Source organism: Aquipseudomonas ullengensis (assembly GCF_014174475.1).
Lineage (GTDB): Bacteria > Pseudomonadota > Gammaproteobacteria > Pseudomonadales > Pseudomonadaceae > Aquipseudomonas > Aquipseudomonas ullengensis.
In genome coordinates, this window is the sequence record NZ_JACJUD010000002.1 from 211,640 (window position 1) to 230,745 (window position 19,106).

The 19,106-nt window shown below is 63.7% G+C and carries 20 protein-coding genes; 11 read left to right on the top strand and 9 right to left on the bottom strand.

Annotated elements, in window-relative coordinates; genetic code table 11:
• Positions 1-34 precede the first annotated feature (34 nt).
• From H3H51_RS06410 to H3H51_RS06425, 4 genes are all read right to left on the bottom strand, one after another.
• A complete protein-coding gene (locus H3H51_RS06410; RefSeq protein ID WP_183088219.1) occupies positions 35-937 on the bottom strand; it encodes an acyltransferase in 903 nt (300 codons plus the stop codon).
• A gap of 274 nt (positions 938-1,211) precedes the next feature.
• Positions 1,212-3,299 (bottom strand): phosphate acetyltransferase, encoded by a 2,088-nt coding sequence (pta, locus tag H3H51_RS06415; protein ID WP_183088220.1) that lies wholly within the window; start codon positions 3,297-3,299, stop codon positions 1,212-1,214.
• A gap of 64 nt (positions 3,300-3,363) precedes the next feature.
• Positions 3,364-4,551 carry an acetate kinase gene (locus H3H51_RS06420; RefSeq protein ID WP_183088221.1) on the bottom strand — a complete coding sequence of 396 codons (1,188 nt, stop codon included), beginning with the start codon at positions 4,549-4,551 and terminating at the stop codon, positions 3,364-3,366.
• Between the two features lie 9 nt (positions 4,552-4,560).
• Positions 4,561-4,863: a DUF3565 domain-containing protein gene (locus H3H51_RS06425; RefSeq protein WP_235981305.1), complete on the bottom strand. Its 303-nt coding sequence runs from the start codon at positions 4,861-4,863 to the stop codon at positions 4,561-4,563.
• Positions 4,864-4,876: 13 nt separating this feature from the next.
• On the opposite strand from H3H51_RS06425, the gene H3H51_RS06430 reads away from it, so the two are divergent.
• The 5 genes from H3H51_RS06430 to H3H51_RS06450 all read left to right on the top strand — a co-directional run bounded on the left by H3H51_RS06430 (position 4,877) and on the right by H3H51_RS06450 (position 8,693).
• Positions 4,877-5,362, top strand: coding sequence for an FKBP-type peptidyl-prolyl cis-trans isomerase (locus tag H3H51_RS06430; RefSeq protein WP_183088222.1), 486 nt, complete (start codon positions 4,877-4,879; stop codon positions 5,360-5,362).
• Positions 5,363-5,510: 148 nt separating this feature from the next.
• On the top strand, positions 5,511-5,993 hold the full coding sequence (locus tag H3H51_RS06435) for a glutathione peroxidase (protein ID WP_183088223.1): 483 nt from the start codon (positions 5,511-5,513) through the stop codon (positions 5,991-5,993).
• 126 nt (positions 5,994-6,119) lie between these two features.
• Complete coding sequence (locus tag H3H51_RS06440) at positions 6,120-6,857, top strand: nitroreductase family protein (protein ID WP_183088224.1); 738 nt, start codon at positions 6,120-6,122, stop codon at positions 6,855-6,857.
• A gap of 76 nt (positions 6,858-6,933) precedes the next feature.
• Positions 6,934-7,527, top strand: coding sequence for a TetR/AcrR family transcriptional regulator (locus tag H3H51_RS06445; protein WP_183088225.1), 594 nt, complete (start codon positions 6,934-6,936; stop codon positions 7,525-7,527).
• 56 nt (positions 7,528-7,583) lie between these two features.
• Entirely contained in the window at positions 7,584-8,693 is a 1,110-nt protein-coding gene (locus H3H51_RS06450; RefSeq protein ID WP_183088226.1) for an NADH:flavin oxidoreductase, read from the top strand.
• A 472-nt stretch (positions 8,694-9,165) separates the two neighbouring features.
• Here H3H51_RS06450 and fdxA read toward each other — a convergent pair whose 3' ends face one another.
• On the bottom strand, positions 9,166-9,489 hold the full coding sequence (gene fdxA / locus H3H51_RS06455) for a ferredoxin FdxA (RefSeq protein ID WP_183088227.1): 324 nt from the start codon (positions 9,487-9,489) through the stop codon (positions 9,166-9,168).
• A 138-nt stretch (positions 9,490-9,627) separates the two neighbouring features.
• Positions 9,628-12,195, bottom strand: a complete 2,568-nt coding sequence (gene mutS, locus H3H51_RS06460) for a DNA mismatch repair protein MutS (RefSeq protein ID WP_183088228.1) — start codon at positions 12,193-12,195, stop codon at positions 9,628-9,630.
• Positions 12,196-12,272: 77 nt separating this feature from the next.
• On the opposite strand from mutS, the gene H3H51_RS06465 reads away from it, so the two are divergent.
• The 3 genes from H3H51_RS06465 to recX all read left to right on the top strand — a co-directional run bounded on the left by H3H51_RS06465 (position 12,273) and on the right by recX (position 14,403).
• Positions 12,273-12,773: a CinA family protein gene (locus H3H51_RS06465; RefSeq protein ID WP_183088229.1), complete on the top strand. Its 501-nt coding sequence runs from the start codon at positions 12,273-12,275 to the stop codon at positions 12,771-12,773.
• Between the two features lie 87 nt (positions 12,774-12,860).
• Entirely contained in the window at positions 12,861-13,913 is a 1,053-nt protein-coding gene (gene recA, locus H3H51_RS06470; RefSeq protein ID WP_183088230.1) for a recombinase RecA, read from the top strand.
• A 25-nt stretch (positions 13,914-13,938) separates the two neighbouring features.
• Positions 13,939-14,403, top strand: a complete 465-nt coding sequence (gene recX / locus H3H51_RS06475; protein ID WP_183088231.1) for a recombination regulator RecX — start codon at positions 13,939-13,941, stop codon at positions 14,401-14,403.
• 120 nt (positions 14,404-14,523) lie between these two features.
• Here recX and H3H51_RS06480 read toward each other — a convergent pair whose 3' ends face one another.
• Entirely contained in the window at positions 14,524-15,603 is a 1,080-nt protein-coding gene (locus H3H51_RS06480; protein WP_183088232.1) for an LOG family protein, read from the bottom strand.
• Positions 15,604-15,911: 308 nt separating this feature from the next.
• Between H3H51_RS06480 and H3H51_RS06485 the strand changes: the two genes are divergently transcribed.
• Positions 15,912-16,106: a hypothetical protein gene (locus H3H51_RS06485; protein WP_183088233.1), complete on the top strand. Its 195-nt coding sequence runs from the start codon at positions 15,912-15,914 to the stop codon at positions 16,104-16,106.
• Between the two features lie 8 nt (positions 16,107-16,114).
• On the opposite strand, the gene H3H51_RS06490 is transcribed toward H3H51_RS06485, so the two are convergent.
• The gene (locus tag H3H51_RS06490; RefSeq protein WP_183088234.1) at positions 16,115-16,513 is read right to left on the bottom strand and encodes a quorum-sensing-regulated virulence factor family protein; all 399 of its coding nucleotides are present in this window, start codon (positions 16,511-16,513) and stop codon (positions 16,115-16,117) included.
• A 118-nt stretch (positions 16,514-16,631) separates the two neighbouring features.
• Between H3H51_RS06490 and H3H51_RS06495 the strand changes: the two genes are divergently transcribed.
• Positions 16,632-17,345 carry a tRNA-uridine aminocarboxypropyltransferase gene (locus H3H51_RS06495; RefSeq protein ID WP_183088235.1) on the top strand — a complete coding sequence of 238 codons (714 nt, stop codon included), beginning with the start codon at positions 16,632-16,634 and terminating at the stop codon, positions 17,343-17,345.
• Here the strand turns inward: H3H51_RS06495 and H3H51_RS06500 are convergent.
• Positions 17,342-18,232: a DMT family transporter gene (locus H3H51_RS06500; protein WP_183088236.1), complete on the bottom strand. Its 891-nt coding sequence runs from the start codon at positions 18,230-18,232 to the stop codon at positions 17,342-17,344. The two genes, H3H51_RS06495 and H3H51_RS06500, sit on opposite strands and share 4 nt — an antisense overlap.
• Before the next feature lie 173 nt (positions 18,233-18,405).
• Between H3H51_RS06500 and erdR the strand changes: the two genes are divergently transcribed.
• The gene (erdR, locus tag H3H51_RS06505; protein ID WP_183088237.1) at positions 18,406-19,056 is read left to right on the top strand and encodes a response regulator transcription factor ErdR; all 651 of its coding nucleotides are present in this window, start codon (positions 18,406-18,408) and stop codon (positions 19,054-19,056) included.
• The last annotated feature ends 50 nt before the right edge of the window (positions 19,057-19,106 follow it).

A 19,106-nucleotide genomic window follows, 5' to 3' on the forward strand; every position in this document is an offset into this window, starting at 1 on the left:
CAGCAGCTGCTTTGCGAACAGAGCCTGCTGCTGGCTAGCCAGGAAAGCGCTGGTGCAGCTCGGCCAGCTCGGCATCCTTGGCCAGCCACAGCTGGTTGACCCACTGCTGGAACTGCAGGCGGTACTGTTCGTCCTGGTCGTAGTTGCGGCTGATGAATTCCGCAGGGATTTCCAGGCGGGCGAACTGCACCACTACTTCGCCGACACGGCCACAGAGCAGATCCCAGAACCCAGGGTTGCCGCCGGGATAGTGGATGGTCACGTTGACGATGGCATCCAGTTGCTCACCCATGGCATCCAGCACGAAAGCGATACCGCCGGCCTTGGGCTTGAGCAGGTACTTGAAGGGTGAAGCCTGCTGCGCGTGTTTCTGCGGCGTCAGGCGCGTGCCTTCGAGGAAGTTGAACACCGACACCGGGTTGGTCTTGTAGCGGGCGCAGGCCTTGCGCGTGGTGGCCAGATCCTGCCCGCGCTTTTCCGGGTGCTTGGCCAGGTATTCCTTGCTGAAGCGCTTCATGAAGGGGAATTCCAGCGCCCACCAGCACAGGCCGATCACCGGAACCCAGATCAATTCCTGCTTGAGGAAGAACTTGAGCAGCGGCATGCGCCGGTTGAGCAGGTACTGCAGCACCAGGATGTCGACCCAGCTCTGGTGGTTGCTGGTGACCAGGTAGGAGTGGTTCAGGTCGAAGCCGTCCAGGCCGCTGACATGCCAGCGGGTGCGGCGTACCTGGTTCATCCAGAACTTGTTCACCCCGATCCAGAATTCGGCGATGCCATGCATGACGAAGCGCAGGCCGCGCTGGATCGCCGGTACCGGCAACAGCAGCTTGAGCAGCGACACGGCGAACAGTGGCCAGCAGCAGACCAGGGTATTCAGGGCCAACAGCAGGCCGGCGATAACGCCGCGCAGCGGGGCAGGCAGTAGATGCAGCATGGGGGCTTGAGCCTCCTGGCAGAGGGGCATTCTGTGTGCCCCGGATTGCTTGAAAACCTTGTGGCAGATGGTCTGCCGCAAGTCGGTTCGGTGCCAAGGTTAACGCTTGTACACTGAACGGCAAGTGTTGGCTTTGACCTCTTGGTCATGCCTGCTGGGGTTTTCGCAGTTCCCAAACGTGGCGAATTCTAGCGCAAGCGAGGTGAAACCCGCGTCGGTGCCACGCGCGTTCTAGATGGTTCCCACGCGGAGCGTGGGAACCATCAAGCCTGTTTCACCCTTTGGCCACCGCCTGGATCGCTGTCAGGGCGATGGTGTAGACGATGTCGTCCACCAGCGCGCCGCGCGACAGGTCGTTCACCGGTTTGCGCAACCCCTGCAGCATGGGCCCGACGCTGACACAGTCGGCGCTACGTTGTACTGCCTTATAGGTGGTGTTTCCGGTGTTCAGGTCGGGGAAGATGAAGACCGTGGCGCGCCCGGCCACCAGGCTGTCCGGGGCTTTCTGCCGGCCCACGCTGGCGATGGCGGCAGCGTCGTATTGCAGGGGACCGTCGATCAGCAGTTGCGGGTTCAGCGCCTGTGCGGTGCGTGTGGCTTCGCGAACTTTCTCCACCTCGGCACCACTGCCGGAGTCGCCGGTGGAATAACTGATCATCGCCACCCGTGCCGGCACGCCGAAGGCTTCGGCCGAGGCGGCACTCTGCAGGGCGATTTCTGCCAGTTCCGGGGCCGTCGGGTCGGGGTTCACCGCGCAGTCGCCATACACCAGTACCTGGTCCGGCAGGAGCATGAAGAACACCGAAGACACCAGGTTGTAGCCCGGCGCGGTTTTGATCAGCTGCAAGGCCGGGCGAATGGTGTTGGCCGTGGTGTGGATGGCCCCGGAGACCAGGCCGTCGACCTCGTCCAGCGCCAGCATCATGGTGCCCAGCACCACCGTGTCCTCCAGCTGTGCGGTGGCCATCGGCGCGTTCAGGCCCTTGCCCTTGCGCAACTCGACCATGGGTCCGACGTAACGCTCGCGAATCAGATCCGGGTCGAGGATTTCCAGCCCGGCGGGCAGCTCGATGCCTTGCGCGCTGGCCACGGCGTGCACCGCTTCCGGCTTGGCCAGCAGTACGCAGTGGGCAATGCCGCGGGCCTGGCAGATGGCGGCGGCCTGCACGGTGCGCGGCTCGCTGCCTTCGGGCAGGACGATGCGCTTGTTCGCCGCCTGGGCGCGGCGCACCAACTGGTAGCGGAATGCCGGGGGCGACATGTGTGGCTCGCGCGGGCTGCCACAGCGCTGCTTGAGCCACTCGTGGTCGATATGCCCGGCGACGAACTCGGTGACCTTCTCCGCGCGCTCGCGGTCGTCGATGGGGATTTCCTTGTTCAGGCGATTGAGGTTGGTCGCCGTGTCGTAGGAACCGGTGCTCACGCTGAGCACCGGCAGGCCGCTGTGCAGGGCGCCGCGGCACAGCTCCATGATCCTTGGGTCCGGCGGGAAATCGCTGCACAGCAGCAGGCCGGCCAGCGGCACGCCGTTCATTGCGGCCAGGCTGGCGGCCATGATGATGTCGTCTCGATCACCAGGAGTCACCACCAGCACGCCGGGCTTGAGCAGTTGCACGGTGTTGGGCACGGCGCGGGCGCACAGGACGATCTGCGCCACCCGGCGCTGCTCGTAGTCGCCGGCATTGATCACCCGGGCGCCGAGCAGGTCGGCGATGTCGCGGGTGCGCGCGGCGTTCAGCTCGTCCTGCCACGGAATGCAACCGAGCAGGCGGAACTCCTCGGTCTTCAGCAGTGGCGAGAGCTGTTGCAGGCGGGCGGCGAAATCATCGCCACGCACCTTGTTGAGGATGGTGCCGAGCACCTTCGGATCCTTCGGCCCACCGAACAGCTGCGCCTGGATTTCGATGCGGTCGGACAGTTCGTTCATCTCCTGGGCGGACTCACCGTCCGGTGCCGATACCAGGATGATCTCGGCATCCAGGCTCTTGGCCAGGTGCACATTGATCCGCGCCGCATAGCTGGCGTGGCGGGTCGGCACCATGCCTTCGACGATCAGCACGTCCAGGCCCTCGGCGGCCTGCTGGTAGAGGCTGATGATTTCTTCCAGCAGCTCGTCCAGCTGACCATCGCCGAGCATGCGTTCGACGTGGCTCAACGCCAGCGGCGTGGGCGGTGTGAGGCCCAAGGTGCGGGCGATCAGTTCGGTGGAGCGCTCCGGGCCCGCGTCGCCGGGATGCGGCTGGGCTATCGGCTTGAAGAAGCCGACTTTCAGCCCGGCACGTTGCAGGGCGCGAACCAGGCCGAGGCTGATGGAGGTAAGGCCAACACCGAAACCGGTGGGGGCAATAAAGAAGGTATGCATGCGTTCTCCGTTCTTGAAGGAGCGAGCGGGTTCGACAGTGGGCGCCGGTTTGTTCTTCCCCGTTTCAAGCATTGAGCAGGGCGAGGGTGTCGAGGGCGATCTGCCGCTCCTCGTTGGTCGGTACCACCAGGATGCGCGGGTGGCCGTGGGCGTGAATGGAGCCCGCGACGCCGCGAATACAGCGGGCGTTGGCTTCCTTGTCCAGGGCCAGGCCGAGCAGCTTGAGGTGGGCTACGGTCTTGCTGCGCACCAGCGGTGAGTTCTCGCCGATGCCGCCGGTGAAGATCAGGCCGTCCAGTTGTGGCAGGGCACAGCTCATGCCGGCCAGCGACTTGGCCAGGCGATAGCAGAACACTTCGATAGCCAGGGTCGCGCCGACATGGCCCTGATCACGTGCCTGTTCCAGGCTGCGCATGTCGTTGGACAGGCCGGAGAGGCCGAGCAGGCCGCTTTCCTTGTTCAGCAGCGTGTCGATGCGTTCCAGGCTCCAGCCCAGGGTCCGCGCCAGGTGGCCGTGCAGGTTGGGGTCGACGTCACCGCTGCGGGTGCCCATCACCAGGCCTTCCAGTGGGGTCAGGCCCATGCTGGTGTCGCGGCTCTGGCCATCGACGATGGCGCAGGTCGAACAGCCGTTACCGAGGTGCGCCGACAACCAACTGCTGTCGCCGCTAGCCAGGCCGCTCATCTCGGCAGCGCGATGGCTGACATAACGGTGGCTGGTGCCGTGGAAACCATAGCGGCGCACGCCATGCTCGCGGTACAGCGGCTCCGGCACGGCGTAGCGATAGGCGTGCTCGGGCAGGCTCTGGTGGAAGGCGGTGTCGAACACCGCTACCTGGGTCAGGCTGGGGAACAGCTTGAGTGCCGCTTCGATGCCCTGCAGGTTGGCCGGGTTGTGCAGCGGTGCCAAGGGCGCGGTGGCGCGGATCGCCTGCAGGCTCTGCGCATCGATGCGGCAGGCGGCGGTGAACTGTTCGCCGCCATGCACCACGCGGTGGCCAATGCCATGCAGTTTGCCACCGGCCGCGCCCTGCACCAGCGGCAGCAGTTGGGCGAGGGCCGCACGGTGGTCGCCGCTGGGCAGCATCAGGCTGTCCTGCTCGCCGCCGCGCTGCCAGTGCAGCACGGCGTCCTGGCTGCCCAGGCGTTCGGCCAGGCCACTCAAGGTGAATTGCGAATGGGCCTCGTTGACCAGGGCGAACTTGATCGACGAGCTACCGCAGTTGATGACCAGAATATTGCGTGCCGGCATGACGACTCCCTATCTGCTCTGTGCACTGTTTGTGGCGTGTTCTCGCTGCTCGGCGGCGCACCAGCCGCAGGCGAAGGGCTGGCCGATGCGCTGCTGGCGTTGCTGCACATCCATGACCCAGGCGCGGTTCTGCCAGGGCGGCTGGTGGCGCAGGTGCTGGGTGTGGCCGCAGGACAAATCGGCGACCCAGTGGCCATCTTCGTCCTGGTGGAAACCCACCAGTAAGCAGGTCGGTATGGCCCGTTTGTCTGGGTTCGGGTCGCTTTCAACCGAGGCCGCAGGTAAACTCGCCGGTTCTTCAATCTTTTGCAAAAGGTCTCACCCTATGCTGATCGCCGCCAACAAGGCTGTCTCCATCGACTATACCCTGACCAACGATGCTGGTGAGGTTATCGACAGCTCTGCCGGCGGCGCCCCGCTGGCCTACCTGCACGGTGCAGGCAACATCATCGCTGGCCTGGAAAAGGCCCTGGAAGGCAAGCAGGCCGGCGACGAGCTGACTGCTGTCGTCGAACCTGCCGATGCCTACGGCGAATACAGCGCCGAGCTGGTTGCCACCCTCAATCGCAGCATGTTCGAAGGTGTCGACGAGCTGGAAGTCGGCATGCAGTTCCACGCCTCCGGCCCGGACGGCGGCATGCAGATCGTCACCATCCGTGACCTCGACGGCGACGACGTGATCGTCGACGGCAACCACCCACTGGCCGGTCAGCGTCTGACCTTCCAGGTCAAGGTTGTCAGCGTGCGTGAAGCCCTGGCCGAAGAACTGGCCCACGGCCATATCCACGGCGAAGGTGGTCACCACCACTGATTAGCAGCCTGATTATCGGTTGCGCAATACGACTTATGGTCGTCCCACGCGTAATCGTGGCTGCTAAGCTGAGCTAAGCGAAAAAGGCGCCCATGGGCGCCTTTTTTGTCCTCGGCGCAGATTTTTATGCAGGCTCAAGGAGTTACTCATGAGTGCCTTTCACGATCTCAATCTACGCGCGCTGGACGGCCAGGATCTGCCGCTGGCGCCGTTCAAGGGCCAGTTGGTATTGGTGGTCAACGTGGCCTCCAAGTGTGGCCTGACCCCGCAATACGCGGGCCTGGAAGCGTTGCATCAGCAATACCGTGAGCGTGGCTTCACCGTACTGGGGCTGCCGTGCAACCAGTTCGCCGGCCAGGAGCCGGGTAGCGAAGACGAGATTCGCGAATTCTGCAGCCTCAACTACGGTGTGACGTTCCCGCTGGGCAGCAAGCTGGATGTCAACGGTCCTACTCGCCACCCGCTGTACCGCCTGCTGGCGGGCGAGGGCGCAGAGTTCCCGGGGGATATCACCTGGAACTTCGAAAAGTTTCTTGTCGGCCGTGATGGTCGCGTACTGGCGCGTTTCTCCCCGCGCACCACGCCGGACGATCCTGCCTTGCTGCAGGCGATCGACAAAGCGCTAGCCTGACCGTTCTGGCGCATGGACTCGCTCGATAGCGGGCAAATGCGCCAATGCTTCGGCTGTTTCACCCTCGTGGCTTGTCGGCTGCTCCCGCGCGCTGCTTAATCGGCTGACTTGCTGAGGAGGCCCGCGATGACCAGTTTTCCCCATGATGACGCGCTCCAATTGGCTTCTCCGGCCGCCCTGCGTGCGCTGATCGAAAGCCGCCGTGCGGTGCGCCGCTTTACCAGCGAGCCGGTGCCCGATGCGGTGATTCGCGACTGCCTGGACCTGGCCACCCTCGCGCCCAACTCCTGCAACCTGCAACCCTGGAGTTTCCAGGTGATCCGCGATCCCGAGTTGCTCGCGCGCCTGCACCCGGTGTGCATGAGCCAGAACGCGGCCAAGGCGCCGCTGATCATCGCCGTGTTGGCGCGCCCGGACACCTGGCGTCAGGCCTGCCGCGACATCGTCACTCACTGGCCGGAGCCCGAAGTGCCGGGGCGCATCCGCCACTTCTACGCCAAGACCGCGCCGTTCCAATACAACCAGGGGCCGTTGGGGCTACTGGGCTTTCTCAAGCGCCAACTGCTGCGTGTAGTGGCACTGCGCAAGCCGCTGATGCGTACGCCCAACAGCAAGGCCGACATGCGCATCTGGGCGGTTAAGTCGACCGCGCTGGCGGCGCAGAACCTGATGCTGGGATTCCAGAGCCACGGCTTCGCCACTTGCCCGATGGAAGGCTTTGACGAGGTGCGCCTGCGCCGCGTGCTCGACCTGCCACGTGCGGCGATTCCGATCATGCTGCTAGCGGTCGGACGTCAGGGCGAGAAGGGCGTGTACAACCCGCGTCTGCGCTTTCCGCTGGAGCAGCAGGTCACCTGGTTGTAGGAACTGGCTTCTAGGGCTTAATCACTAATATCAATAGTGCTGGGTGAAGCGAGACGACCGGTCATATCCTCGCCCCATGAACAACAGCATTCGACTCGACAAGCGCGACCTGATCCTGGCCAAGGGCTCGGCGGTGATGACCCGCCGCGGCTACCACGGCACCGGGGTGCAGGAGATCGTCCAGGCCGCGGGAATTCCCAAGGGCTCGTTCTATCACTACTTCGCCAGCAAGGAAGATTTCGCCTTGCACGCCCTCGAGTTCGTCTACCGCCCGCGCCTGCAGCGCTACGCCGAGGCTCTGGCCAATCCGGCGCTGAGCCCGCGGGCGCGTATCCTCGCCTACTACCTGGAGCTGCAGGAGCATTTTTCCCGCCAGGACAAGGCCGAGTACCACTGCTTCATTGGCAGCCTGAGTTTCGAGATGGCCGACCTGCTGCCGGCGATCGGCGCCCAGGTCGATGCTATCCAGCAAGCCTCGGTGGACATCCTGCGCGGTTGCCTGGAGCTGGCGCGTGACGCGGGTGAACTGGCCGCCGACGAGGACTGCGACAACCTCGCGACCTTCATCAACAGCGCCTGGCAAGGCGTGCTGGCACGCCTCAAGGTCGGCGCCGGTAGCGCACCGCTGAACGCCTTCAACACCCGTCTGGAGCTGCTCCTGCGGCCTTGATTTTTTATTGCCTATAAACGAGACGACCGGTCATCTGTCCGGCATTTGGAGTCCTTATGAACGCCCCTGCAAAAGCCCTGTTCCAACCCTTCCAGCTGGGCAACCTGGAGCTGCCGACCCGCGTGGTAATGGCGCCGATGACCCGTTCCTTTTCCCCGGGCGGCGTGCCCAACGCCAAGGTCGTCGAGTACTACCGTCGCCGTGCTGCGGCCGGTGTCGGCCTGATCGTCACCGAGGGCACCACCGTCGGCCACAAGGCTGCCAACGGCTACCCGCACGTGCCGCGTTTCTATGGTGAGGACGCGCTGGCTGGCTGGAAGGAAGTGGTCGACGCGGTACACGCCGAAGGCGGCAAGATCGTTCCGCAGCTGTGGCACGTGGGCAATGTGCGCAAGCTCGGCACCGAGCCGGACGCTAGCGTGCCGGGTTACGGCCCAAGCGAGAAAATCAAGGAAGGCAACGTGGTTGTGCACGGCATGACCAAGGCCGACATCGACGAAGTCATCGCCGCCTTCGCCCAGGCCGCCCGTGACGCCAAGGCGATCGGCATGGACGGCGTGGAAATCCACGGCGCCCACGGTTACCTGGTTGACCAGTTCTTCTGGGAAGGCAGCAACCAGCGTACCGACGAGTACGGTGGCGACCTGGCCCAGCGTTCGCGCTTCGCCATCGAGCTGATCCAGGCCGTACGCGCCGCCGTCGGCCCGGACTTCCCGATCATCTTCCGCTTCTCTCAGTGGAAGCAGCAGGACTACACCGCGCGCCTGGTGCAGACGCCGGAGGCCCTGGAAGCCTTCCTCAAGCCGCTGAGCGACGCCGGCGTGGACATCTTCCACTGCTCGACCCGCCGCTTCTGGGAGCCGGAGTTCGAAGGCTCTGATCTCAACCTGGCTGGCTGGACCCGCAAGCTGACCGGCAAACCGACCATTACCGTGGGCAGCGTCGGCCTGGACGGCGAGTTCCTGCAGTTCATGGTCAACACCGACAAGGTGGCCGAACCGGCCAGCCTGGAAAACCTGCTGGAGCGCCTGAACAAGCAGGAGTTCGATCTGGTGGCCGTGGGCCGCGCGCTGTTGGTCGACCCGGATTGGGCGCTGAAGGTCCGTGAAGGCCGCGAGCAGGACATCCTGCCGTTCAGCCGCGAAGCGCTGAAGCAGCTGGTCTGATCCCTAGGTTTACCCCTGGCGCACGCCTCGGCTGTTGCGCCCCTCTAAGCCCCGGCACGCCGGGGCTTTTTTATTCGCTGAAATGTAAGCCATTGCTTACATGTGCTGTAAGTGTTCGCAGGCAGATTACGCCCGCAGGCGGCGCTTTTCTGATTTACATAAATACTAACTTATTGAAATATAAAGATTATTTATATTTATGAGTTGTTGCTAGCTGCCTGCTTACAGCCAGGAGTGGCCTTGTGAAGGCGATGAGAGGCGGTAATATGGAGCCGTGCCAAGGGAAAGGCGCAGATTGTCAGGACGACAGTCAGGGAACCACTGCAGGATGCAGTTCATCAGGAAGATGGCAGGATTCTCAGGGAGTAGGGAAGAAAGAGTGGGCAGCTAATCACTGCCCCTTTTTTTGCCCGCAAAAAACTGCAGACAGAAAAAGGCCCGCATTGCGCGGGCCTTTTGCATTGCGGGGCGCTTAGCGCTCCAGGTGTTTCAGCTTGTCCTTCACGCCATCCCACTCTTCGGCGTCGGCCAGGGCATCTTTCCTCTCGGTGATGTTCGGCCAGACTTCCGCCAGTTCGGTGTTCAGGGCGATGAACTCCTGCTGGTCTTCCGGGACTTCGTCTTCGGAGAAGATGGCCTGGGCCGGGCATTCTGGCTCGCAGAGGGCGCAGTCAATGCACTCGTCCGGGTGGATTACCAGAAAGTTCGGGCCTTCGTAAAAGCAGTCCACCGGACAAACTTCCACGCAGTCGGTGTATTTGCACTTGATGCAGTTGTCGGTGACGACGAAAGTCATGTTCTGATTCTCTCCTCAAACAGCGGCCGTGCCCCGTTCTGGGTGGGTCTCCGGCACAAAAAGTGATGGCCTCGACTCAGGCTGGAGGTCGGGCAATCTTAAAAGCGCGCGGATTCTACCAGTTTGCGAGGCTCGCTGTCAGATCCGTGTCTTCCATGTATATAACAGCTCCAGTGCGCGGCGCGGTGTCAGATCATCGGGATTGATCTTGCCCAATTCTTCCAACACCGGGTGCGGCAGGGTGGCGAACAGGTCGTTCTGCATCGGGGCGGCGGGTTGGCCGGCCACGCTGCGCGGCGCTTCGTGGGGCAGGCTAGTGGTTTCCAGGCGCGCCAGGTGCTCGCGGGCGCGGGCGATCACCGGCGCCGGCACGCCGGCCAGCTGCGCCACGGCCAGGCCATAGCTCTGGCTGGCCGGACCGGGCAGCACATGGTGCAGGAAGACGATGCGCTCGTTGTGCTCGGTGGCATTGAGGTGCACGTTGGCCACCACCGGCTCGCTCTCGGGCAGCACGGTCAGCTCGAAGTAGTGGGTGGCGAACAGCGTCCAGGCGCGCAGGCTGGCCAGCTGTTCGGCGGCCGACCAGGCCAGCGACAGGCCATCGAAGGTGCTGGTGCCGCGGCCGACTTCGTCCATCAGCACCAGGCTGCGCTCGCTGGCGTTGTGCAGGATGTTGGCGGTCTCGCTCATCTCGACCATGAAGGTCGAGCGGCCGCCGGCCAGGTCGTCGCTGGAGCCGATGCGGGTGAAGATGCGGTCGACCAGTGACAGCTCGCAGCTTGCCGCCGGGACGAAGCTGCCGATATGGGCGAGCAGCACGATCAGCGCGGTCTGGCGCATGTAGGTCGACTTACCACCCATGTTCGGGCCGGTGATGATCAGCATACGGGTGTTGTCGTCCAGGCCCAGGTCGTTGGCCACGAACGGCGTATCCAGCACCTGCTCGACCACCGGGTGGCGACCCTGGCTAATGCGCATGCAGGGTTCTTCGACGAAGCGCGGGCGATTGAGGTCGAGGTTCAGCGCGCGCTCGGCCAGGTTGCTCAGCACGTCCAGTTCGGCGAGGGCTGCGGCGGTGTCCTGCAGTGGCGCCAGGTGGCCGATCAGGTGCTCCAGTAGCTCGTCGTACAGCAGTTTCTCGCGAGCCAGGGCGCGGCTCTTGGCTGACAGGGCCTTGTCCTCGAACTCCTTGAGCTCCGGGGTGATGAAGCGCTCGGCGCCTTTCAGGGTCTGCCGGCGGATATAGTCCGCCGGGGCCGATTCGGCCTGCTTGCTCGGCAGCTCGATGAAATAGCCATGCACACGGTTGTAGCCGACCTTGAGGTTGGCCAGTCCGGTGCGGGCTTTTTCACGTACTTCCAGATCCATCAGGTACTGGCCGGCGTTCTCGCTCAGCGACTGCAGTTCGTCCAGCTCGGCGTCGTAGCCGGTCTTCAGCACACCGCCGTCGCGGATTACCGCCGGCGGGTTGTCGATGATGGCGCGGGCCAGCAGGTCGGCCAGCTCCGGGTAGGTGCGGATGCTGGTCGCCAGCTCGGTCAGGTGTGGAATATCCAGCTGAGACATGCCGCTTTGCAGCTGAGGCAGGGCGGCCAGGGCATCGCGCAGGCGGGCCAGGTCGCGTGGGCGGGCGTTGCGCAGGCCGATGCGGGCGAGGATGCGCTCGAGATCACCGATGTCCTTGAGCTGCGGCTGAATCAGTTCGAATTGGTAACGATCGAGCAGGCAGGCGATGGAGTCCTGGCGGCCTTCGAGCACGGCGCGGTCGCGCAGCGGACGGTTCAGCCAGCGCGTCAGCAGGCGCGAACCCATGGCGGTCTGGCAACGGTCGACCACCGATTGCAGGGTGTTGTCGCGCCCACCGGCGAGGTTGGTGTCCAGCTCCAGGTTGCGTCGACTGGCGCCATCGAGGATTACCGTGTCGTCCAGACGTTCGTGGCGCAGGCTGCGCAGGTGCGGCAGGGCGGTGCGCTGGGTTTCCTTGGCGTAGCCGAGCAGGCAACCGGCGGCGCCGATGGCCAGGCTCAGCTGCTCGCAGCCGAAGCCTTTCAGGTCCTGGGTGGCGAACTGTTGGCACAGGCTCTTGCGCGCCGTGTCGCGGTCGAAGTCCCAAGGCGCGCGGCGGCGGGTGCCACGGCGCTTGTCCACCGGCAGGCCTTGCGGCCAGTCATCGGGGATCAGCAGTTCGGCCGGGCTCAGGCGCTCCAGCTCGGCCAGCAGGTTTTCCCAGCCCTTGAGTTCCTGCACGGTGAAGCGGCCGCTGGTGATGTCCAGGGTGGCCAGGCCGAACAGGCGCTCGTCACCGAGCACGGCGGCCAGCAGGTTGTCGCGACGCTCGTCGAGCAGGGCTTCGTCGCTGATGGTGCCGGGGGTGATGATGCGCACCACCTGGCGTTCCACCGGCCCCTTGCTGGTGGCCGGATCGCCGATCTGTTCGCAGATCACCACCGACTCACCGAGTTTGACCAGCTTGGCCAGGTAGCCCTCTGCCGAATGATGCGGGATGCCGCACATCGGAATCGCCTGGCCAGCCGATGAGCCACGCGCGGTCAGGGTGATGTCCAGCAGAGCAGCGGCCTTCTTCGCGTCCTCGTAGAAAATCTCGTAGAAGTCGCCCATGCGGTAGAACATCAGTTGGTCTGGGTGCTGGTGCTTCAGCCGCCAGTACTGTTGCATCATCGGCGTGTGGGCGGAGAGGTCGCTCATGGTTCTGCTGTCCGGCTTAATTCACAAAGTCGCGTAGTGTACGGTATCCGCCGAAGCCGCTTAACCCCGGAGAACATATGGATTCCCTCAGCGTATTGGCCGCCCGATTGGGGCAGAGCCTGCAGGCCATCAAGGCTCAGGTCAGCACCGCCGAATCCTGCACCGGCGGCGGGATTGCCGAGGCGATTACGCGCATTTCGGGCAGTTCGGCCTGGTTCGAGGCGGGTTATGTCACTTACTCGAATAGACAGAAAATCTTGCAGCTGGGCGTTCCGGCCGAGCTGTTTATGCGCGTGGGGGCGGTCAGCCAGGACGTGGTCGAGGCCATGGTGCAGGGGGCGCAGAAGAACAGCGCAGCACGTTTTGCCGTGGCCGTGAGCGGTGTTGCCGGCCCGGATGGCGGCTCGCCGGAAAAGCCGGTGGGTACGGTGTGGCTGGCCTGGGGCGATGGCGAGTTCCTGTATAGCCAGCGCTGCCATTTTTCCGGTGATCGCGATGCGGTACGCCGGCAGACCGTAGAACGGGCATTGCAGGGCTTGCTCCGACTGGCGGCAGGAGAAAATCCGCAACAGGGGTAGGCGAGCGACTTGCCTTATGGAATACTACTGTCTACTTATACAGTTGTTGGTGGGCGATTGGCTCCCTTTGATCACGTGAGGATGGAAATGGACGAGAACAAGAAGCGCGCGTTGGCGGCAGCCCTGGGTCAGATTGAAAAGCAATTCGGCAAGGGCGCCGTGATGCGCATGGGCGACCACGAGCGCCAAGCGATTCCCGCCATTTCCACCGGCTCCCTGGGCCTCGACATTGCCCTTGGCATTGGCGGCCTGCCGAAAGGCCGGATCGTCGAGATATACGGTCCGGAATCCTCGGGTAAGACCACCCTGACCCTGTCGGTGATCGCAGAAGCGCAGAAGATGGGCGCCACCTGCGCCTTCGTCGACGCCGAACACGCCCTGGACCCGGACTACGCCGGCAAGCTCGGCGTCAACGTCGACGACCTGCTGGTGTCGCAGCCAGATACCGGTGAGCAGGCCCTGGAAATCACCGACATGCTGGTGCGCTCCAATGCCGTCGACGTGATCATCGTCGACTCCGTGGCCGCTCTGGTGCCGAAAGCCGAAATCGAAGGCGAGATGGGCGACATGCACGTCGGCCTGCAGGCCCGCCTGATGTCGCAGGCGCTGCGCAAAATCACCGGCAACATCAAGAACGCCAACTGCCTGGTGATCTTCATCAACCAGATCCGCATGAAGATCGGCGTGATGTTCGGTAGCCCGGAAACCACCACCGGTGGTAACGCGCTCAAGTTCTACGCCTCGGTGCGTCTGGACATCCGCCGTACTGGCGCGGTGAAGGAAGGCGACGAGGTGGTCGGTAGCGAAACCCGTGTCAAAGTGGTGAAGAACAAAGTGGCTCCGCCATTCCGTCAGGCTGAGTTCCAGATTCTTTACGGCAAGGGCATCTATCGCACCGGCGAAGTCATCGACCTGGCTGTGCAGCTTGGCCTGGTTGAGAAATCCGGCGCCTGGTACAGCTACCAGGGCAGCAAGATCGGCCAAGGCAAGGCCAACTCGGCCAAGTACCTGGAAGACAACCCGGAAGTGGGCAGTGCCATCGAGAAGATCATCCGCGAGAAATTGCTGGTGGCTTCCGGCCCGACCGCCCGTGCCGAGGCGACTGCCGATGCCGACGATCTGGCTGACCTCGACGCCTGATTGCTGATAGTCGATAGCCCCTGCGATGGCTCTGGTGCTCGATACGTTGGTGGCTGTGCGGCGTACCGCCATGGATCTGCTGGCTCGCCGCGAGCATGGGCGGGTCGAGCTGGCGCGCAAGCTGCGCCAGCGTGGGGCCACCGATGAGTTGATCGACAGTGCCCTCGACCGCCTGGCGCAAGAGGGGCTGTTGTCGGAAGACCGCTATCTGGAGAGCTTCGTGGCCAGTCGCGGTCGTGCTGGCTACGGTCCACTGCGGATTCGCGAAGAGTTGTCCCAGCGTGGTTTGTTGCGTCCAGCCATCGAGCAGGCGCTGGCCGAGTCCGGGATTGACTGGAACGAGCAGTTGCGTGAGTTGTGGTTGCGCAAGTTCGCCGGCGAGCTACCGATGGATATGCGGGAGAAGGCCAAGCAAGGGCGTTTTCTCGCTTATCGAGGTTTTTCCCAGGAACAGATTGGCCGCCTGCTGCGCGGTGCCAGTCTCGACTGATTCCCCTTTGAGCCCGAAGCCTCCCCTCTTCGGGCTCTGTTTTTTCTGCCGCTATTGATTCAAGGCCCGTCCTCTCAGTTTGCAGAGAAGGGCACTTCGTGCGCGGCTGCTCGGCCGGTTTCAGCCGTTCTGGGCCCAGTTCTGTGGCAGGTTGATAAAGTCCACCAGTTCACGCAGGCGGCCATGGTCGCGGGCCTTGAAATGGAAGGCGAGGCGCGTCAGGTCACGCAACTCGGGCTCGTCGTATTCTGCTTCATAGGAGGCCTGTTGCTGGAAGCCAGGACTCACGCAGAGGTCGATGAACTCCCGGTTCAGCGTATCCAGGGCGACTGGGTGGAGGGGATGGTTGAGGCGAATCACGAAGCGATCCTTGAGCCAGCGCGAAGAATGGAAGTTGCGGTAAAAGCGGGCGATTTCCTGGCCCGCCTCTTCGGCGCTATGTACCAGACGAACCAGTTGCAGGTCGTTGGGCAGGATGTAGCGTCGCTCCTGCAATTGCTCACGCAGAAAGCGCAGGGCTTCTTCCCAGTAATTGCTGCCGGGTTCGTCCAGCAGCACGATGGGCACCAGGGGGCTCTTGCCGGTCTGTACCAGGGTCATCACTTCCAGGGCTTCGTCGAGCGTGCCGAAGCCGCCAGGGCAGAGCACCAGGGCATCGGCTTCCTTGACGAAGAACAGTTTGCGCAGGAAGAAAAAGTGGAAAGACAGCAAATTGCCGGTGCCGTGCACGGTGGCATTGGCACTTTGCTCGAAGGGCAGGGTGATGTTGAACCCCAGGCTGTTTTCCAGCCCCGCACCTTCGTGGGCGGCAGCCATGATGCCGCCTCCGGCCCCGGTTACCACCATCAGGTCGAGACGCGTCAGCACCCGGCCGAGGTCGCGGGCGAGGGTATAGGTCGGGTGATCGGCGGGTGTACGCGCCGAGCCGAATACGGTGACTTTGCGGCGGCGTTTGAACTGTTCGAGGGTGCTGAAGGCGTGCTCCATTTCCCGTAGGGTCTGCAGCATGATCTTGGCGTCCCAGCGGTTGCGATCGGCCTGGGCCATGCGCACTACGGTGGTGAGCATCTCACGGTACAGCGGCAGGTTGGGGCTGGCGGCGGGCACGACCAGGGCGCTGAGTTCTTCGATCTTGCTGGTCAGGTCGATGCCGCTGGTGTGGAAGTGCCGAGACAGGTAATCGTCCGGTTCATAAGGCATGAGACGTCTCCTTCAATACGGATCCGGTCATTTCACATCCGTGGAGCGCCTGATCCTGTTCAGAGTATGGCTGGGCCATGACGCTTTGAGTGCGTGCTTTTGGCTCTGCAGTGCTGCTTCCTTTTGCCGCGCCACCGGCCATTCGTCCGATCAGTAGGGCGCCCGGCAATCCTCTGTTTTACTGACAGCTGCCGGAACTTGCGCAGTCAGGCTGCGCAAGTGCAGCTGCCAGAGCAGGCTCAGTCTTGCAATGCAGCGCAGGCGTCGGTACGGCAGGCCGGCGCGCGTGAGGAATGGGAGGGCAGGGCATGCCCAAGATCACATTGGAGATCGAGCTGGATATGTACCGCTTGTTGCAGCAGGCGGCACGGACCAACAACCTGAGTCTCGAAGACGAATGCCTGCGCAGGCTGGATGGCGGTGCGCGACGATCACGCTATATGGAAGCCCTGCTCGCCGAGCTGCGCGCCGACGATGAGCAGCGCCGCGCGCAGGAAGACTGAGCGGCGGATCAGAGGCCGCAGTCGACCTTGCTGAAGCGTTCGGTGGTTACCGGGCGATTGCTCTTGTACTCGCTGAACTCGTAACGTAGTACTGCACCGCGAGCCAGCAGCTGACGGTAGCCGGTGTTGTTGCAGACACTGGCAGCCAGCTGGCTGCGCACGGCGTCCGGGTTGCCACGCATCTGGGCGGCATGGTTTTCCCGCACGCTGAGGTGATTGATCAGCTCGTTGCCAGCCACGGTGTAGCCCTGGTCGAGAATATCTTCGTTGATGGCCCGTGGCGTGCCAACGCTGCTGTCCTTGGCCACCTGGTTGAGCATGCGAGTCAGCTCGAAGTCATTCAGGGAGGCCGCTTGGGCGGCTGGCAGGATGAAGCTGAAGGCGAGCAAAGTAGCGAGGCGGTGCATGACAATTCTCCGGAATTCAACGTGACGCTTCGACCGGTGGGCAGTGGACTGGTTCAGTCGCCGGCAATCTTACTCTAGACTTGCGCGCCCTTCGCCTTACATCCCGCAGGTTCCCCCGATGAGTCACGCCGTTGCCCGGCTGCGCGCCGAGCGCCTGGCCCGCAGCCTGAAACCCTTTGTCTCAAGGGGTTCCCGCGCGCCGCGTTGTCCGCAATGTCGGGTTCTCGGCAATTACTGTCTGTGCGCCTGGAAGCCGCAGGTCGAGGCGCGGGCCGGTGTATGCCTGTTGATGTATGACGTCGAAGCATTGAAACCGAGCAACACCGGCTGGCTGATCGCCGATCTGGTGGCGGACACCTTCGCCTTTGGCTGGAAACGCACAGAGGTCGATCCCGCCCTGCTGGCGCTACTGGCCGATCCGCAGTGGCAGCCCTATGTGGTGTTCCCGGGCGAGTATGCGCAGCGGCCGGAGCGGGTGATCAACGAACTGCCTGTCGAGGCGGGCAAGCGGCCGCTGTTCATCCTGCTCGATGCGACCTGGACCGAGGCGCGCAAGATGTTCCGCAAGAGCCCCTATCTCGACAACCTGCCGGTGCTCAGCCTGCAGCCGGAGCAGTTGTCGCGCTATCGCCTGCGCCGTTCCAATCGTGATGAGCACCTGTGCACCGCCGAAGTGGCGGCGCTGTGCCTGGAGCAGGCGGGTGATGCACGGGCGGCCGTGGCGCTGGACGCCTGGCTGGACCTGTTCACCGAGCGTTACCTGGGCGCCAAGCACCGCTGGCTGGTGGATGAGAACAGCCCCGCGCACCTGGCGGTGAAGGCCTTTCTTTAGTTGAGCACGGCCTTCTTCGGCCAGAGTTGGGCGACCAGCATGCCGACGAACATCAGAGCGCAGCCGAAGTAGCCTTTCAGCGCCAGGGTCTCGCCGAGGAATAGCGCGCCGGCGATGGCGGCGAACACCGCTTCCAGGGACAGGATGATCGCGGCGTGGGAGGCGATGGCATCCTTTTGCGCGATCACCTGCAGGGTGAAACCGACTGCCACGCCGAATACACCGCCGTAGAGAATGGCTGGGCCGGCGGCGAGGATCGCGGCGAGCTCGATCTGCTCCGTTGCGATGGCCAGCGCCAGGCTGATCACCGCGCAGGTGACGAACTGCAGCAAGGCCAGGCGCAGCGGATCGTGGCGGCCGGCGAAGAAGCCAACCAGCAGCACATGCACGCCCCAGACGCAGGCGCCGGCCAGTTGCAGCCAGTCGCCAGAGGCGACGTGGAAGCCATCGCCGACACTCAGCAGGAACATGCCGAGCACCGCCAGGCCGGCGCCGAGCCAGGTGCCCATGCCGGTCTTGTGGCCGATGAAAAGGCCGAACAGCGGCACCATGATCACGTACAGGCCGGTGATGAAGCCGGAGTTGGTCACGCTGGTGAACAGCAGGCCGACCTGTTGCAGGTTGATCCCCAACGCCAGGGCCAGGCCCATGGCCACACCGCCGAACAGCAGGCCACGGTTCATCGGCTCGGGGCCTTTGCCGTCCTTGCGGCGGCCGAGGAACAGCACCAGTGGCAACACAACCAGGCTGGCCAGGGTGAAGCGCAGGCCGGTATAGAGGAACGGGCCGATGGCATCCATGCCCATGCGCTGGGCGACGAAGGACGCGCCCCAGATCATGGCAGTGAAGAGCATCAGCAGGTCGGCGCGAAGGGCGTGGCGGCGCATGGTCGGTCTCGGCAGGAAAAGGCCGCGACTGTGCCGCAAAGCGTCGAACTTGACCACCCCGTCAGGCCGCGGCACGCCGAGCGGCGCTTTTCTATCGGCGCATTCCCGCCGGCGCGCGCATCCCTTAAGCTGTGCACCTCCCGATGGGACCTACAACAAGAACTGGGGATACTGTGGCTGCTTACGAAATTCTGATCGCCGATGATCACCCGCTGTTTCGCAGCGCCCTGCACCAGGCGCTGACCCTGGGCTTGGGCCCCGAAGTACGTCTGGTCGAAGCGGCCAGTATTGCCGAGCTGGAAGCACGCCTGAGTGAGAAGAGCGACTGGGACCTGGTCCTGCTCGACCTCAACATGCCGGGCGCCTATGGGTTCTCCGGCCTGGTGCTGTTGCGCGGGCAGTATCCGCAGATTCCCGTGGTGATGATTTCGGCGCAGGAAGAAGACGCCGTTATCGTGCGTTCGCGCGAGTTTGGTGCCAGTGGCTTCATCCCCAAGTCGAGCCCGTTGGAGACTATCCAGCAGGCGGTGCGTCAGGTGCTCGACGGCGATATCTGGTGGCCGGCGCAGACCGCCGAGGCGGCTGCCATTTCGGCCGAGGCCAAGGCGGCCAGTGCCGGCTTGGCCAGCCTGACGCCCCAGCAGTTCCGTGTGCTGACCATGGTCTGCGAAGGCTTGCTGAACAAGCAGATCGCCTTCGAGCTGAGTGTCTCCGAGGCCACCATCAAGGCCCATGTGACGGCCATCTTCCGCAAGCTGGGGGTGCGCACGCGGACCCAGGCGGCGCTGTTGCTGCAGCAGATGGAATCGATTCCCGGGCACTGACCCGTACTTCACGCTTTTTTGACGACGCCGTGGCTAGAGTGCGCGGCGCA